13 protein-coding genes and 1 tRNA gene are annotated in these 15683 nt (G+C 57.7%); 11 read left to right on the top strand and 3 right to left on the bottom strand.

What is annotated here, in order from left to right; genetic code table 11:
- Position 1: 1 nt before the first annotated feature.
- From RWS31_RS07675 to ilvB, 3 genes are read left to right on the top strand one after another with little or no spacing between them, the layout of a single operon-like run.
- The gene (locus tag RWS31_RS07675; RefSeq protein ID WP_006192243.1) at positions 2 to 496 is read left to right on the top strand and encodes a 3-isopropylmalate dehydratase small subunit; all 495 of its coding nucleotides are present in this window, start codon (positions 2 to 4) and stop codon (positions 494 to 496) included.
- Positions 496 to 1563: a 3-isopropylmalate dehydrogenase gene (leuB, locus tag RWS31_RS07680; RefSeq protein WP_314597265.1), complete on the top strand. Its 1068-nt coding sequence runs from the start codon at positions 496 to 498 to the stop codon at positions 1561 to 1563. Before RWS31_RS07675 ends, leuB begins: the two co-directional genes overlap by 1 nt.
- Before the next feature lie 27 nt (positions 1564 to 1590).
- A complete protein-coding gene (gene ilvB / locus RWS31_RS07685; protein WP_314597267.1) occupies positions 1591 to 3252 on the top strand; it encodes a biosynthetic-type acetolactate synthase large subunit in 1662 nt (553 codons plus the stop codon).
- Positions 3253 to 3491: 239 nt separating this feature from the next.
- On the opposite strand, the gene RWS31_RS07690 is transcribed toward ilvB, so the two are convergent.
- From RWS31_RS07690 to dat, 3 genes are all read right to left on the bottom strand, one after another.
- Positions 3492 to 3568: transfer RNA gene (locus RWS31_RS07690), tRNA-Pro, on the bottom strand.
- A 208-nt stretch (positions 3569 to 3776) separates the two neighbouring features.
- On the bottom strand, positions 3777 to 5171 hold the full coding sequence (locus RWS31_RS07695) for a pyruvate carboxylase subunit B (protein ID WP_314597269.1): 1395 nt from the start codon (positions 5169 to 5171) through the stop codon (positions 3777 to 3779).
- Between the two features lie 187 nt (positions 5172 to 5358).
- A complete protein-coding gene (gene dat, locus RWS31_RS07700) occupies positions 5359 to 6261 on the bottom strand; it encodes a D-amino-acid transaminase (protein WP_314597271.1) in 903 nt (300 codons plus the stop codon).
- A 172-nt stretch (positions 6262 to 6433) separates the two neighbouring features.
- Here dat and RWS31_RS07705 point away from each other — a divergent pair, with 172 nt between their 5' ends.
- The 8 genes from RWS31_RS07705 (at position 6434) to rpoB (ending at position 15675) form a co-directional block, all read left to right on the top strand.
- Positions 6434 to 6703, top strand: coding sequence for an ACT domain-containing protein (locus RWS31_RS07705; protein ID WP_006190881.1), 270 nt, complete (start codon positions 6434 to 6436; stop codon positions 6701 to 6703).
- A 41-nt stretch (positions 6704 to 6744) separates the two neighbouring features.
- Positions 6745 to 8106, top strand: coding sequence for a PFL family protein (locus tag RWS31_RS07710; protein ID WP_314597273.1), 1362 nt, complete (start codon positions 6745 to 6747; stop codon positions 8104 to 8106).
- Positions 8107 to 8113: 7 nt separating this feature from the next.
- Complete coding sequence (nth, locus tag RWS31_RS07715; RefSeq protein WP_314597274.1) at positions 8114 to 8743, top strand: endonuclease III; 630 nt, start codon at positions 8114 to 8116, stop codon at positions 8741 to 8743.
- A 21-nt stretch (positions 8744 to 8764) separates the two neighbouring features.
- Positions 8765 to 9238, top strand: coding sequence for an N-acetyltransferase (locus RWS31_RS07720; protein ID WP_314597276.1), 474 nt, complete (start codon positions 8765 to 8767; stop codon positions 9236 to 9238).
- Positions 9239 to 9257: 19 nt separating this feature from the next.
- Positions 9258 to 10271: a 3-deoxy-7-phosphoheptulonate synthase gene (gene aroF / locus RWS31_RS07725; RefSeq protein ID WP_314597277.1), complete on the top strand. Its 1014-nt coding sequence runs from the start codon at positions 9258 to 9260 to the stop codon at positions 10269 to 10271.
- On the top strand, positions 10268 to 11155 hold the full coding sequence (locus RWS31_RS07730) for a prephenate dehydrogenase/arogenate dehydrogenase family protein (protein WP_314597279.1): 888 nt from the start codon (positions 10268 to 10270) through the stop codon (positions 11153 to 11155). The genes aroF and RWS31_RS07730 overlap by 4 nt, the downstream gene beginning before the upstream one ends.
- 15 nt (positions 11156 to 11170) lie before the next feature.
- Entirely contained in the window at positions 11171 to 11608 is a 438-nt protein-coding gene (locus RWS31_RS07735; protein WP_314597281.1) for a UPF0158 family protein, read from the top strand.
- 329 nt (positions 11609 to 11937) lie between these two features.
- Positions 11938 to 15675 (top strand): DNA-directed RNA polymerase subunit beta, encoded by a 3738-nt coding sequence (gene rpoB / locus RWS31_RS07740; protein WP_314597284.1) that lies wholly within the window; start codon positions 11938 to 11940, stop codon positions 15673 to 15675.
- Positions 15676 to 15683: the final 8 nt, after the last annotated feature.

Here is a 15683-nt window from a genome sequence, read left to right on the forward strand (position 1 = left end):
GATGAGTTTGCAAGGAAAAGTCTGGCGCTACGGCGACAATATCGATACGGATGTCATCATTCCCGCGCGCTATCTGAACAGCTTCGATCCGAAGGAGCTGGCGGAGCACTGCATGGTTGACATTGATGAGAGTTTCGCGAAAAACGTGCAGGAAGGCGACATCATGGTCGGCGGCAAGAACTTCGGCTGCGGCTCGTCGCGCGAGCACGCGCCCGTCGCCATTAAGGCTTCAGGCATCCCCGTGATCATCGCGGCAGATTTCGCGCGCATCTTCTATCGCAACGGCATCAACATCGGTTTGCCGCTCCTGGAAATCGGCGATGATGTGGAGAAGATCAGCGCAGGCGACGAACTGCGCGTCGATACGGAAACGGGCAAGATCGAGAATCTCACGACGGGCGACGTCTTTCAGGCGCATCCTCTGCCGGGCTTCGTGCAGGAGATCGCCGAAGCGGGCGGTCTGATCAACTACATCAAGGAAAAGGGGGCGCTCTGATGGCAAAGAAGATCGTGGTGATACCGGGCGACGGCATCGGCAGAGAAATCACGGATGCAGCCGTCGCCGTGCTCAAGAAGACGGCGGAAAAGTTCCATTTGGCGCTCTCCTATGAGGAGCATGATGCGGGCGGCACGGCTTACGACAAGTGTGGCACGCCGCTGCCGGAGGCGACGCTCGCCGCCGCGCAGGCGGCGGACGGCGTGCTCTTCGGCGCTGTCGGCGGCGATAAGTGGGACGCGGTAGAGCCTGCTCTGCGCCCTGAGAAGGCGATCTTGGGTCTTCGGAAAGGTCTCGGCCTTTACGCGAATCTGCGTCCCGTGAAGGTCGCTGATGCGCTCGTCGAGTATTCGCCGCTGAAGCCCGAGCTTGTCAAGGGCGCTGACCTCGTCATCGTGCGCGAGCTGATCGGCGGCATCTACTTCGGCGAGAAGTGCGAGTCGGAGCTCAAGGACGGTCACGAGAGGGCATGGGATCTCGAAAACTATTCCGTGCCCGAAGTCGAGCGCATTGCAAAGCTCGCGTTCGAGACGGCGAAGCTGCGTCGCAGCCATGTCACGAGCGTTGATAAGGCGAACGTGCTCGCGACTTCGCGCCTCTGGCGGCGCACGGTGGCTGAGGTCGCGAAGGACTACGCGGACGTCGAGCTTACGAATCTCTATGTCGACAACTGTGCCATGCAGCTTGCCGTGCGTCCGACGCAGTTCGACGTCATCGTCACGGGCAATCTTTTCGGCGACATCCTGTCGGACGAGGCGGCAGTCGTTGGCGGCTCCATCGGCATGATGCCGTCCGCGAGCATCGGCGAAAAGACGAGTCTCTTCGAGCCGATTCACGGCTCTGCGCCCGATATTGCGGGCAAGGGTATCGCCAATCCCGTCGGCACGATTCTTTCGGCGGCGATGCTGCTGCGCTATGCACTCGCCGAAGAAGAAGCGGCGCAGGCGATCGAAACGGCCGTCGATGCGGCTCTCGCCGACGGCTGGCGCACGGCAGACCTCTGGAAGGACGGTTTCAAGAAGGCAACCACCGAGCAGATGGCGGAAGCGGTGCTCGCGAATATATAAGCGCGGGCAGGAAAGGAGAGGCTTTGCATGAGAGGCGCGAAAGCAGTTGTCGAATGTCTGAAAGAGCAGGGCGTCGACACGATCTTCGGCTATCCGGGCGGCATGAACTTGCCGCTCTACGATGCGCTTTACGATGAAAGAAATATTCGTCAGATCGTCACCTCGCACGAGCAGTGCGCAGCGCACGCCGCCGACGGCTATGCGCGTGCGACGGGCAAGGTAGGCGTCTGTCTTGCGACATCAGGGCCTGGCGCGACGAATCTCGTGACGGGCATCGCCACGGCGTTCATGGATTCCATCCCCATGGTAGCGATCACGGGGCAGGTCGATACGGGGCTTCTGGGGCGCGACGCCTTTCAGGAAACGGACATCCTCGGCATCACGATGCCCGTGACGAAGCACAATTTCAAGGTCAAGGACGCGGCGAAACTCATACCGACGCTGCGCGAGGCGTTTGACATCACGCGCAGCGGCAGGCCTGGACCTGTGCTCGTCGACATTCCGCGAGACCTCTTCTTTGCCGACGTGAAGTACGAAAGTTGCATCTATGAGGAGAAGACGCCCGGAAAACCCGACGCAGACTTCCTGATATGTGCGGCGGAGGCGGCGGAAGCGATCCGGCAGGCGCGAAAGCCCGTCATCATCGCGGGTGGCGGTGTCATCTATGCAGGAGCTTCGAAAGAGCTGGCCGCTCTTGCTGAGCACTACGGCATCCCTGTCGTGCAGACCTTGATGGGGCTTGGTTCTCTGCCGCAGTCGCATCCCCTGTGCGTCGGCTTTGCCGGCATGCATGGACACAAGGCGGCAAATCATGCGATTGCTGAGTCCGACGTTGTCATTGCGCTCGGCAGTCGCTTCGGCGACCGCCAGACGGGCAATGTCGTCAAGTACATGAAGGGCACGACGTTCATCCATGTCGACATCGACCCGGCGGAGATCGACAAGAACATCCCCAGCTCCATCGGTCTTGCGGGCGACATGAAGACGATTTTGCATCTCTTGATGAAGCCCGAATCCCTGCACCATACCGAGGAATGGCTTAAGAGCATCCGTCAATGGCGTACGAAATACGCCTACGACTACGACGCGGGAGATCTGAGCGTGCCGTGGGCAATGCATCATGTAGCGCTCGCTACGGCAGGCAAGCCGTACTCGTTTGCGACCGATGTCGGACAGCATCAGATGTGGGCGGCGCTTCACCTGCGGATTGAGGAGCCGAGATCGTGGCTGACCTCGGGCGGTCTCGGCACGATGGGCTTTGGCCTGCCCGCCGCCATGGGGGCGCAGGTCGCCTATGGCAGGAGCCGTCGCGTCATTCATATCGCAGGCGACGGCGGCATGCGCATGACAGGAAACGAGCTGTATACGATCGCGAGGCTCAAGCTTCCCGTGATTTCACTTGTCATGGACAACTGCGCTCTCGGCATGATCCGTCAGCTGCAGAAGGTCATGTACAAGGAGCGCTACATTGCCTGCGAACTCGCACATCCGATGGATTTTGTCGCCTACGCCAAAAGCTTCGGCATAGAAGCCGAAGCCGTGCAGACGCAGGAGGAGTTTATCCGCGCGTTCAGCCGTGCCATGCAAGCCAACGAGCCCCGTGTCATCGTGCTGAAACTTGCGAAGAGCTTCGTCGAGCCGATGATTAAGGGCGGCGCCAGACTCAATGAATTTGTCGAATTTAAATAGAAGAAGCCTCATCCCTTATGCTACACGGGATGAGGCTTTTTTTGACTTGATCGAGAAATATTTCGTTTTTACTACTGCTATCTATAATGTCAAAGGAGAGAAATATGTACGAGAAGAAGTCTATCTATGTGAAGATTGTACGAGGCATCCTTATGCCGTGTAGTGTAAAAACGGTACGAAAAAAGAGCCGTGACAAAATGCTTTCGCACTATGTCATGGCTCCTTCCTTTTCTGAAGAATGGTCGGGATGACAGGATTCGAACCTGCGACCTCATCGTCCCGAACGATGCGCTCTACCAAGCTGAGCCACATCCCGACAACAGTATTTATTATACTATGAGGCTTTAAGAAATGCAATAGGAAATAGGAAAAATTTTAGGGGTAAATTTCCAAGGTGAATTTCTAAAATAAAATCAAAATTGGCATGAAAAAGGGGCTGTGACAGAATGTGAGAGCATTCTGCCACAGCCCCTTTTTGTGTGTGCCTCCTCCCATAGGAAGGGAGGAGTGCTGACAGTTTTGGCTTATGCCTTGTGAGACATATCGTAAGCGTTCATCGGTGCATAGTGCTTCTTGAAGAACTCTTCTGCGACCTGCGGGAAGAGGGCGTAGGAGAGGACATCCTCTTCCGTCGGGTTGAGGAAGCCCTTTGCCTTCATTTCCTTCTCGAAATCTGCAAGCTTCGGAGCCTTCGCATCCTCGGCAACGATGTCCGTGATGATCTCGCTCTCGGGGATGCCGAGCGTCTTCGTGAGGTACTCGTGGCTGACTTCCACCGGCGGCTTGCCGAACTTGCCGCGTGCGAGGTCTTTGAATTCCTTCGGAACGATCTTGTAGCGCTCGCCCGTCATGACGTTGAACGTCGCCATCGTGCCGACGATCTGGCTGGACGGCGTGACGAGCGGCGGATAGCCGACATCGGCACGCACGCGCGGCATCTCGTCGAGGAGATCCTGGAACTTGTCTTCCATGCCCTGTTCCTTGAGCTGGTTCGCAAGGTTCGAGAGCATGCCGCCAGGAATCTGGAAGTCGATGACGTTCGGGTTGACGTCGAAGTAGCCCTTGAGGTTGAATTCCTTGATGAGATCCTGCTTGACCTGCAGGAAGTGCTTGGCAATCGGCGTCATGGCCTGACGGTCGAGACCCGTGTCATACGGCGTGCCTTCGAGAGCAGCGACCATCGTCTCCGTGCAGGGCTGGGACGTATCGAGAGCGAACGGCGAGAGCGCGCAGTCAACGGTGTCGACGCCTGCCTCGATCGCCTTGAGGTACGTCATGCTGCCGAAGCCGGACGTATAGTGCGTGTGGAGCTGGATGGGGATGTCGAGCGCAGCCTTGAGCTTCTTCACGAGGTCTTCTGCGACATACGGCTTCAGAAGGCCGGACATGTCCTTGATGCAGACGGAATGGCAGCCCATTTCCTGCAGCTTCTTGGAAAGGTCGACGAAGACTTCGTTCGTATGATAGGGGCTGAGCGTGTAGACGAGGCAGCCCTGTACATGCGGCTTTTCCTTGCAGCCGAGAGCAGCGTTGATCGCCGTCTTGAGGTTGCGAACGTCGTTCAGCGCATCGAAGATGCGGAATACGCCCATGCCGTGCTCGGAAGCCTTCTCGACGAACTTCTTGACGACATCGTCCGAATAGTGGTTGTAGCCAAGGAGGTTCTGACCGCGAAGCAGCATCTGGATCGGGGTCTTGAGACGAGCCTTGAGCTTGTCGAGCCTCTCCCACGGATCTTCGTCGAGGAAGCGGAGGCACGTATCAAAGGTCGCACCGCCCCAAGCTTCCAACGAGTTGTAGCCGATCTTGTCGAGCGCTGCAAGCATGGGCTCCATCTGGGAGTAATGCATGCGCGTCGCACACAGGGACTGATGCCCGTCGCGAAGTACTGTTTCGGTGATCTTTACCTTTTTTGCCATAAAAAAACACACTCCTTCGGGTTATACTACCATAAACATGATGTATTTGCTTCACTACAAGTATAGGTACTATTTTGGATATTGTCAATGAAAAGTTGCGATTTTTGCAGGTTTTTTCCAATACGCGAAAAATTCTGCCAACACGAGACAAAACGGCTGATGTACAGCCGCTTTTGTCTCGTGCATTTCAGTTGAAGCACTCTTTTTTTATCAATCCTTGGAAGGATTCCATGATCTTTTTCGTGATCTCGCCGGGAGCGCCTGAGCCGATCTTCTTGCCGCCGATCTTTATGACGGGCGTGACTTCGAGGCTTGTGCTCGTTTCAAATGCTTCATCCGCCTTCTGAGCGAATTCCGGCGTGAAGGTCTTTTCGATGACGGTCAGACCGAGTTCCTTGGCGCATTCTTCGACGACGACGGCACGCGTGACGCCAGGCAGTACGAGATGGTCAAGCGGATGCGTCCAGACGACGCCGTCCTTGATGAGGAAGAAGGTGCTGCTCGCGCCCTCGGTGACGAGTCCCGTATCCTTGCGGTAGAGAAGAGCCTCTTCGCAGCCTTCCGCCTTCGCCTTTTCCTTGGCAAAGACGGCGCCGAGGAGGTTCAGAGACTTGATGTCGCAACGCAGCCAGCGGATGTCTTCGGCGAGCGTGAGCGAGATGCCGCGTTCTTGCTGCTCACGGTTCGGCGTGCTCTCTCGGATCGTCATCGAGAGATTCGGCGTGGCACGGCCGGGGAAGGGGAAGGCGCGCGCTGCCGCGCCGCGCGTGACTTGGAAGTAGATCGCGCCGCTCTTGATGCCGCTCTTTTCGATGAGGTCGTTGTGAATGGCGGTGAGTTCCTCGTCCATATAGGTGATGGGGATGTGCATTTCGCGCATGGAGCGGCGGAAGCGTGCGAGGTGGCGGTCGAAGGCGAAGAGCTTGCCGTTGTAGACGTGCGTGACCTCGTAGATGCCGTCGCCAAACTGATAGCCGCGGTCCTCGATGTCGACCTGCGCCTCGCCCGGTGCATAGAAATGATCGTTGAAAAAGCTGAGTTCCTTCAAAAGAATGGCCTCCTTGATGATGTAAGGATGAATTTTTTGCATTGTATCAGGAAATGCTCCTCTCATTATAACGGAAACGGATGCAAAAAACAATTTGGGAGACGCGCCCTCTTGGATTTTCAGCATTTGACTGATATAATGAAAAAACATAGCATTTCAAACAGAAAACTGCGGCAGTGCATATCGCATTGTCGGAAAGAATGAGGGGTTGCAAATGAAAATCGTGGTTACGATCGTCGGCAAGGACAGTGTGGGCATCATCGCGGCAGTCAGCACGCTCTTGGCTGAAAACGGCGTCAACATTCTGAGTATCAACCAGAATATCATGGACGGCTTTTTCAATATGGTCATGATCGCTGATATGGCGGGCAGCAAGATCGAGCTCGCTGCTGTGCGGCAACTTTTGCAGGAGAAGGGCGAAGCGCTCGGCGTCGAGATCAAGACGCAGCATGAGGATATTTTCAACGCGATGCACAAGGTTTGAGGACTTGGACGATTTTTTTACATGCTGCAGGAGGTCTTTCTGTGATTACCATTGACGATATATTAGAAACAAACCGCATGATTACGGAGAACAAGCTCGACGTGCGCACGATCACGATGGGCATTTCGCTCCGCGACTGTGCGCATCCGAACATCGAGCAGTTCTGCCGCAACGTCTACGACAAGGTCACGAAATCGGCGGAATTCCTTGTGCAAACGGGCAAGGACATCGAGGCGGAGTACGGTATCCCCATCATCAACAAGCGCGTTTCCGTCACGCCGATCGCCATAGCGGCGGACGCCTGCAAGACGGATTCCTACGTTCCCGTAGCCGAAGCGCTCGATCGTGCGGCGAAGGAGATCGGCATCAACTTTATCGGCGGTTTTTCCGCGCTCGTGGAAAAGGGATATACGCACGGCGATCAGGTGCTCATCTCGTCCATCCCGCAGGCGCTTTCTTCAACAGATCTCGTCTGTTCCTCGGTCAACCTCGGTTCGACGAAGGCGGGCATCAACATGGACTGCGTGCGCGAGATGGGCGAGGTCATTAAGCGTACGGCGGAACTGACGCGCGATCAGGCGGCCATCGGCTGCGCGAAGCTCGTCGTTTTCTGCAATGCGCCGGGGGACAATCCCTTTATGGCGGGCGCTTTCCACGGCGTTTCCGAGGCGGATAAGGTCGTGAGCGTCGGCGTCAGCGGGCCTGGCGTCGTCAAGCGCGCCTTGGAGGACATCAAGGGTGCGGATTTCTCCGAGGTGGCGGAGATGATCAAACGCACGGCGTTCAAGATCACGCGCGTCGGACAGCTCGTGGCACGCGAGGCGTCGAAGCGGCTCGGCGTACCCTTCGGCATCATCGACCTCTCGCTTGCGCCGACGTCGGCAGTCGGCGACAGTGTCGCGCACATCTTGGAGGAGATGGGACTCGAAAGCTGCGGCGCTCCCGGCACGACGGCGGCGCTCGCGCTCTTAAACGATGCGGTCAAGAAGGGTGGTCTCATGGCGTCTTCGCATGTGGGCGGTCTGTCGGGCGCGTTCATCCCCGTCAGCGAGGATGCGGGCATGATCGACGCTGTGGCACGCGGCAGCCTCTCGCTGGAAAAACTTGAGGCGATGACGTGCGTCTGCTCCGTCGGCCTCGACATGATCGCGGTCGCGGGCGATACGTCGGCGGTGACAATTTCGGGAATCATCGCGGACGAGGCGGCGATCGGCATGATCAACAACAAGACGACGGCGGTGCGCGTCATCCCCGTGCCTGGAAAGAAGGTCGGTGATGAGGTGGAGTGGGGAGGCCTCTTGGGGCGCTGCCCGATCATGCCCGTCAAGGACGCCTTCAGCTCGGAGGCCTTCGTCGCTCGCGGCGGACGAATTCCCGCGCCCGTGCGCAGTCTGACGAACTGAGGACGCGATGCGAGTCACGAAGAAAATACGCGAAAAGCAGCTGGAAATCCTCGAAGAGACGTATCGCGGCGCCAAGCCTGAGCTGCATTTCAACAATCCCTTCGAGCTCCTGATCGCCGTCATCCTGTCGGCGCAGTGCACGGACAAGCGCGTGAACATCACGACGGCACGGCTCTTCAAGAAGGCGGCGACGCCTGCGGCCATCGTCGCCTTGGGGCTTTCGGGCCTTGAAGAGGAAATAAAGGACTGCGGACTTTTCCGCAATAAGGCGAAGAATATCATGGCGACGTGCCGCACGCTCGTCGAGGAGTTCGGCGGCGAGGTGCCGTCCGACTATGATACACTCCTCAAATTGCCGGGCGTCGGCAGGAAGACGGCGAACGTCGTGACGAGCGTCGCCTTCGGCCGCCCCGCCATCGCCGTCGATACGCACGTTTTTCGCATAGCGAATCGCTTGAAGCTCGCTGTGGGCGAGACGCCGCTCGCGGTGGAGAAGGGGCTGATGAAGGTGATTCCGCGCGAAAAGTGGAGTGCGGCGCACCACTGGCTCATCTACCACGGCAGACGCGTATGCAAGGCGAATCGCCCGCTCTGCAGCGAGTGTCCGCTCGTGGATGTCTGCCCAAGCCGTGAGTGAGCAGCGAATGGGGGAAAGATTTTGAAATACAGAAAGGCTGTGTTCGCTGATGTGGAGAGCATCTTTCATCTCGTGAACGACTATGCGGCGGACGGCGCGATGCTCGCACGTTCGCGCAACACCCTCTACGAGACGCTGCGCGATATGATCGTTGCCGAAGATGACGGGGGCAAGATCGTCGGCGTCGGCGGCCTGCACATGATGTGGGACGGTCTCGCAGAGGTTCGCACGATGGCGGTCGACCCTGCGCTTGCACGCTGCGGCATCGGATCGGAAATCGTGCATCGACTCATGGAGGAAGGGCGTGCGCTCGGCGTGCGGCGATTCTTCACATTGACGTACAAGCCGGGCTTCTTCAAGACGCTCGGTTTCCATATCGTTGCCAAGGAAGAGCTGCCGCAGAAGGTCTGGAAGGAATGCATCGACTGTCCGAAGTTTCCGAACTGTGACGAGATCGCCATGGTGCGGGAGGCTGCGGACGCGAACAGTCATTGATTTTGCAGGAGGTTGTGTCATGATCATTGTAATGAGTCCGACGTCGACAAAGGAAAATCTTGAGAAAGTGGAGCAGAAGATCACGCAGGCTGGCCTCAAGTATCATCTTTCTACAGGCGATGACCGCACGATCGTTGGCGTGATCGGCGACAAGAAGATCATTGCAGGACTGCAGATGAATTCTCTCGACGGGGTGGAAAAAACGGTGCGCATCACGGAGAAGTACAAACTTGTAAGCCGCGAGTTCAAGCCCGAAGACACCGTCATCGACGTCGGGGGCGTGAAGATCGGCGCGGGGCACTTGACGGTCATGGCGGGACCGTGCGCTGTCGAGAGCATGGAGCAGCTCATGGAAGCGGCTGAGTGCGTGAAGAAGTACGGCGCCAAGTTCCTGCGCGGCGGCGCCTTCAAGCCGCGCACTTCGCCCTACGATTTCCAAGGACTGGCGGAAGAAGGGCTGAAGATGCTGCGCGAGGCGGCGGACAAGACGGGGCTCAAGGTCGTGACGGAGATCGTGAACATCAACGACGTCGAACTGATCACGAAGTATGCCGACATGATCCAGATCGGTGCGCGAAACATGCAAAACTTCCAGCTGCTCAAAGAAGTCGGCAAGGTGCATACGCCCGTACTCTTGAAGCGCGGCCTTTCCGCGACCATCAGCGAGTGGCTCAACGCGGCGGAGTACATCATGGCCGGCGGCAACGACAACGTCGTGTTCTGCGAGCGCGGCATACGCACTTACGAGACGTATACGCGCAATACGCTCGACTTGAGCGCTGTCGCTGCCATCAAGGAGATCTCGCACCTGCCGATCATCGTCGACCCGAGCCACGGCACAGGGCGTTGGCAGATGGTGCCCGCGATGGCGCGTGCAGCGATCGCGGCCGGCGCGGACGGCCTCATCATCGAGGTTCATCCGCATCCTGAAGTCGCGCTCTCGGACGGCGATCAGTCTCTGACGCCTGAGAACTTCCAGAAGACGATGGAAGAGGTGCGTGACATCGCACGCTTCATGGGGCGCGAGGCATGAAGATGAAGCTGGCTATTATCGGCGTCGGACTCATCGGCGGCTCTTTGGGACTTTGCTTAAAGGAGAAGCTCGGAGCGGACATCTTCATCACGGGACTCTGCCGCACGCAGAAGTCCATGGATCTTGCCGTAAAACGCGGCGCTGTTGACATGGCGTCACCCGATGTCCGCGAGGTCGTCGAGGGTGCTGACATCGTGTTTCTGGCGACGCCCGTGCTGCAGATGACGCCGATGCTGGAACGAATCGTGCCGTATCTCAAGAAAGGCGCGATCTTGACGGATGCGGGAAGCACGAAGGCGTATCTTTGGCAGCACATCCAGGGCATTCTGCCCGCGGGCGTCCACTACATCGCAGGGCATCCGATGACGGGGCGCGAGAAGAGCGGCGTCGAGGCGGCGTCCGCCGATCTCTTCCGGCACAAGGCTTACGTTATCGTCGAGGATACAGGAGCGCCGCCCGAGGCGCACGAGAAATTGATGTCGGTGCTTTCGCATACGGAGGCGAACTTCCTGCGCCTCGATATACAAAAGCACGATCGCTGCGCTTCAATCATCAGCCATGTGCCGCATGTGACGGCAGCGGCGCTTGTGACGCTCCTCAATCAGAGCGAAGGCGATATGGAATCATGCCTGAAGCTCGCGGGCGGCGGCTTCAAGGATACGACACGCATCGCATCTTCGAACGCCGATATGTGGGCGGATATCTGCATGACGAACCGAGAGGCAATCACGGGTCACTTGCGCGATCTGCAGGCGATCCTCGGAACGGTCATCGCTTCCATCGAAGCGGGCGATCGTGAAGCCGTGCATCGCTACTTTGCCGTGAGCAAAGAGCGGCGTGACGCCATCCTCGACCGCACGGAAAAGATGTACGATCTCGTATGACGGGGAGGGACATTGTTGGAAATTTCTTTGCAGGAGCTGGCCGCTGCACTGGAAAAGACAGATGTATTGCAGGGCTATGCCGATACGCGTGACGGGCGCATCATCTTGATGGGAGAAGACGAATCCGACGCGCGAACCGAAGCGGCGTCTCGGGAGGAAGAACGCATGGAGCGGCTGCTTTCCATTGAGGAGGATTGGCAGCGCTATGTGCCGCTGCCTGACATCTACGATGCAGAGATTCGCTCCATCATGCAGACTTTTGCAGAAAAGGTGCCTCAGGAGGCGCGTGTTGCCCTTGAGGAAACCCTGCGCGGCGCTTCTGCCCGGCTGCGCTTTGGACGTGCGGTGCAGAGCCTTTCCTTGGCGGCGGCCTGGCAGGCACATCTTTCGTCGAGTCTTTTCGCGCTTGCGCGGGATTGGTGCGAGGAGAATGCGATCGCCTATCGTGAATAAATCTGTGAAAAATTTCCTTAAGGGAGAAAAGACCCATTGAATATTGAACAATCCCATGCTAGAATTGCTTATTACAGCGTGTATGTTCTTCTAACTATGCGCATTTGCGCGTTTAACGCATTGTTGGACGCATGAGAACTGAATAAACGTAAAGGAATCGCTGCATTTATCAGCGCTTCCCGAATGATAGCGAGCAAGATGGGAGAGAGCGGACAAGGTATCAAGCGACAGTTTTATGCCTTGTCTTTTTTTGGCTTTCCTGTCCTTCGTTGTCTTTTTTGCGTGCTTTTGGTTATAGACCGATATTTGGCTAAGGGGTGAGGGATTTAATGTTTAGTCCTGTGCCGGTGGGCAAGAGAAACAGGTATACCTATGCAAGGATCAAGGAAGTCATGGATATGCCGCATCTTTTGGATATTCAGAGGAACTCCTACGAATGGTTCTTGAAGGAAGGCCTGCGGGAGATCTTCCAGGATATTTCACCGATTCAAGATTTTACTGGAAATCTTGTGCTGTCCTTTGAAGACTTCTCGCTCGGCGAGCCGAAGTACGAGCTTGATGAGTGCAAGGAGAGGGACGTTACGCTCGCAGCGCCGCTGCGCGTCAACGTGCGCCTGATCAATCGCGAGACGGGCGAAATCAAGGAACAGGAAGTGTTCATGGGTGATTTCCCGCTCATGACTGATACAGGAACCTTCATCATCAACGGCGCGGAGCGTGTCATCGTCAGCCAGCTCGTGCGTTCACCAGGCGCTTACTATGGTGAGACGATCGACACCACGGGCAAGAAGCTCTACAACGCGACGATCATTCCGAACCGCGGCGCGTGGATTGAGCTGGAAACGGATGCGAACGACGTCATTTCCGTACGCATCGACCGCACGAGGAAACTGCCCGTGACCATCCTTGTGCGTGCGCTCGGCTACAGTTCCAACAGTGCGATCGCCGAGCTGTTCAACTACGATGAGCGCATCCAGGCGACGCTGGAACGCGATGGCGCAAGCTCCAAGGAGGAGGCGCTCGTCGAGATATATAAGCGTCTGCGTCCCGGCGAACCGCCGACGGTCGACAATGCACAGCAGCTCCTCGACAGTCTTTTCTTTGATCCCAAACGTTACGACCTCGCGATGGTCGGCCGCTACAAGCTGACGAAGAAGCTTGGCTGGAAGCGCCGCATTCTCGGCAGGGTGCTCGCGCAGCCCATCGTGGACAAGGAGACGGGCGAGGTCGTCGTGCCGGCTGATGTCGTCGTTGACGAGGCGATGCTTGAAAACATCACAGCAGAGCAGGAGGATGCTCTTTTTGGCGAGGATAAGCCCGCCGTCTTTTTTGCGCGCACGCAGACAGGCGACGGCAAGAGCATGAAGGTTTTGTGCTCGCGCACACTTCCCTACAATCATCGCACGATCACGTGCAACGACGTCATGGCGTCCATCAACTATCTGCTGAACCTCATGGACGGTGTCGGCACGACGGACGACATTGATCATCTGGGCAACCGCCGCGTGCGCTCTGTCGGCGAACTTTTGCAGAACCAATTCCGCATCGGACTTTCGCGCATGGAGCGCGTGGTCAAGGAACGCATGACGATCCAGGATGTCGACGTCATCACGCCGCAGGCGCTCATCAATATTCGTCCTGTCGTCGCGGCGATCAAGGAGTTTTTTGGCTCGTCTCAGCTCTCGCAGTTTATGGATCAGCATAATCCGCTGTCGGAGCTTACGCACAAGCGCCGCCTCTCAGCGCTCGGCCCCGGCGGCCTCTCGCGCGAGCGCGCAGGCTTCGAGGTGCGAGACGTCCACAACTCCCACTACGGACGCATGTGTCCGATCGAGACGCCGGAAGGTCCGAACATCGGCCTCATCGGTTCGCTGTCGAATTACGCGCGCGTCAACCAGTTCGGCTTCATGGAAACGCCGTACCGCAAGGTGGACAAGACGGCACACCGCGTGACGGACGATGTGCGCTACCTGACGGCAGATGAGGAGAACAAGATCGTCATCGCGCAGGCGAACGAACCGCTCGACGAAAACGGTTGGTTTGTCAACGAGCGCGTCACGGCGCGTTACAATGAGGAGACGGTTCTTGTGGCGCGCGATCGCGTCGACTACATGGACGTTTCGCCGAAGCAGGTCGTCTCTATCGCCACAGCGATGATTCCGTTCCTCGAAAACGATGATGCGAACCGCGCCTTGATGGGAGCGAACATGCAGCGTCAGGCCGTGCCGCTTCTGCGCACGCAGGCGCCTCTCGTCGGCACGGGCATGGAGTACAAGGCGGCGTGCGACTCGGGCGTCATGATTCTCGCGAAGCGTGCGGGCGTCATCGAGAAGGTCACGGCCGATCAGATTCAGGTGCGCACGCACGAGGGAGACCTCGACATTTACAAACTTCAGAAGTACCAGCGCTCAAACCAGGGAACATGCATCAACCAGGTGCCGATTGTTGAGAAGGGCGAGGAGGTCTTCGAGAAGCAGCCGATCGCCGACGGTCCTGCGACGGATCATGGCGAGCTTGCGCTCGGGTACAATATCATCGTTGCCTATATGCCGTGGGAAGGTTACAACTACGAGGATGCTATACTCCTTTCGGAGAACCTTGTAAAGCGCGACCTCTACACATCCATCCACATCGAGGAGTACGAGTGTGATGCACGCGATACGAAGCTCGGTTCGGAAGAGATCACGCGCGACATCCCGAACGTTTCGGGCGATGCACTGAAGGATCTCGACGAGAATGGCGTCATTTCCATCGGCGCCGACGTGCTGCCGGGCGACATCCTCGTCGGCAAGGTCACGCCGAAGGGAGAGACGGAACTGACGGCGGAAGAACGCCTCCTGCGGGCCATATTCGGCGAGAAGGCGCGCGAGGTGCGTGACACATCGCTTCGCGTGCCGCATGGTGAGGCGGGAAAGATTGTCGACGTCAAGTCGTTCAGCCGTGAGAACAACGACGAGCTGCCGCCGGGCGTCAATCATCTCGTGCGCGTCTACATCGCGCAGAAGCGCAAGATCTCGGTTGGCGACAAGATGTCCGGTCGTCATGGCAACAAGGGCGTCGTCTCGCGCATCATGCGTCAGGAGGACATGCCATTCCTGCCGGATGGCACGCCGGTCGATATTGTGCTCAACCCGTTGGGCGTACCTTCACGCATGAACATCGGACAGATCCTGGAAACACATCTGGGCATGGCGGTGCGCGCCCTCGGTATGCAGATCAAGGCGGGCGACCCGACGGTGGGTGAGCGCCTGCGCTCGATCGGCTACGATGTCGAGGCGCATGGCGTGCCGAAGCCGGACGTCGCGGGTATCCACATCGCGACGCCCGTCTTTGACGGTGCGGGTGACGCCGAAGTGTTTGGTACGATTCGTGCTGCAGGGCTGCCCGAGGATGGCAAGACAATCCTCTACGACGGACGCACAGGAGAGCCGTTTGAAAATCGTGTGACGGTTGGCTGCGTCTACATGCTCAAACTGCATCATCTCGTCGACGACAAGATTCATGCGCGTTCGACGGGTCCGTACTCGCTTGTCACACAGCAGCCTCTGGGCGGCAAGGCGCAGTTCGGCGGTCAGCGCTTCGGCGAGATGGAGGTCTGGGCGCTTGAGGCCTACGGCGCGGCTTACACCCTGCAGGAAATCCTCACGGTGAAGTCCGACGACGTCGTAGGGCGCGTCAAGACGTACGAGGCTATCGTTAAGGGAGAGAATATCCCGGAACCGGGCGTGCCCGAATCGTTCAAGGTGCTTATCAAGGAACTGCAGAGCATCGGCCTTGACATCAAGGTGCTTACGGAGGATGCGCAGGAGATCGTCATCCATGATGATGACGACGATATCAATACGACGGCGCACGAACTCGATCTCGACGTCGCGGGAGTTGCTGCGCAAAAAGATAAGGAACAGCTGCCTGCGGACGCTGAAGCGGGTGAAGAAACCGAGGAAGAATCCTCCGAGGAGTTGAACGGCGATGAGATTATTGCCGATTTCAGCAGCTTCGAGACTTTGGGGGAGATGGATGACATCGCGGACGATGTGATACGCGATGACGATTTCTCGGATAAGTAGAAGGGAGT

Source organism: uncultured Selenomonas sp., from assembly GCF_963528755.1.
GTDB lineage: Bacteria > Bacillota > Negativicutes > Selenomonadales > Selenomonadaceae > Selenomonas.

Excerpts from the sequence above, each read along its gene's own strand:
- RWS31_RS07695 (WP_314597269.1), bottom strand. The coding sequence starts at position 5,171 with ATGGCAAAAAAGGTAAAGATCACCGAAACAGTACTTCGCGACGGGCAT.
- leuB (WP_314597265.1), top strand. The coding sequence starts at position 496 with ATGGCAAAGAAGATCGTGGTGATACCGGGCGACGGCATCGGCAGAGAA.
- RWS31_RS07730 (WP_314597279.1), top strand. The coding sequence starts at position 10,268 with ATGAAGATGAAGCTGGCTATTATCGGCGTCGGACTCATCGGCGGCTCT.
- aroF (WP_314597277.1), top strand. The coding sequence starts at position 9,258 with ATGATCATTGTAATGAGTCCGACGTCGACAAAGGAAAATCTTGAGAAA.
- ilvB (WP_314597267.1), top strand. The coding sequence starts at position 1,591 with ATGAGAGGCGCGAAAGCAGTTGTCGAATGTCTGAAAGAGCAGGGCGTC.
- rpoB (WP_314597284.1), top strand. The coding sequence starts at position 11,938 with ATGTTTAGTCCTGTGCCGGTGGGCAAGAGAAACAGGTATACCTATGCA.
- RWS31_RS07705 (WP_006190881.1), top strand. The coding sequence starts at position 6,434 with ATGAAAATCGTGGTTACGATCGTCGGCAAGGACAGTGTGGGCATCATC.
- dat (WP_314597271.1), bottom strand. The coding sequence starts at position 6,261 with ATGCAAAAAATTCATCCTTACATCATCAAGGAGGCCATTCTTTTGAAG.
- RWS31_RS07675 (WP_006192243.1), top strand. The coding sequence starts at position 2 with ATGAGTTTGCAAGGAAAAGTCTGGCGCTACGGCGACAATATCGATACG.
- nth (WP_314597274.1), top strand. The coding sequence starts at position 8,114 with ATGCGAGTCACGAAGAAAATACGCGAAAAGCAGCTGGAAATCCTCGAA.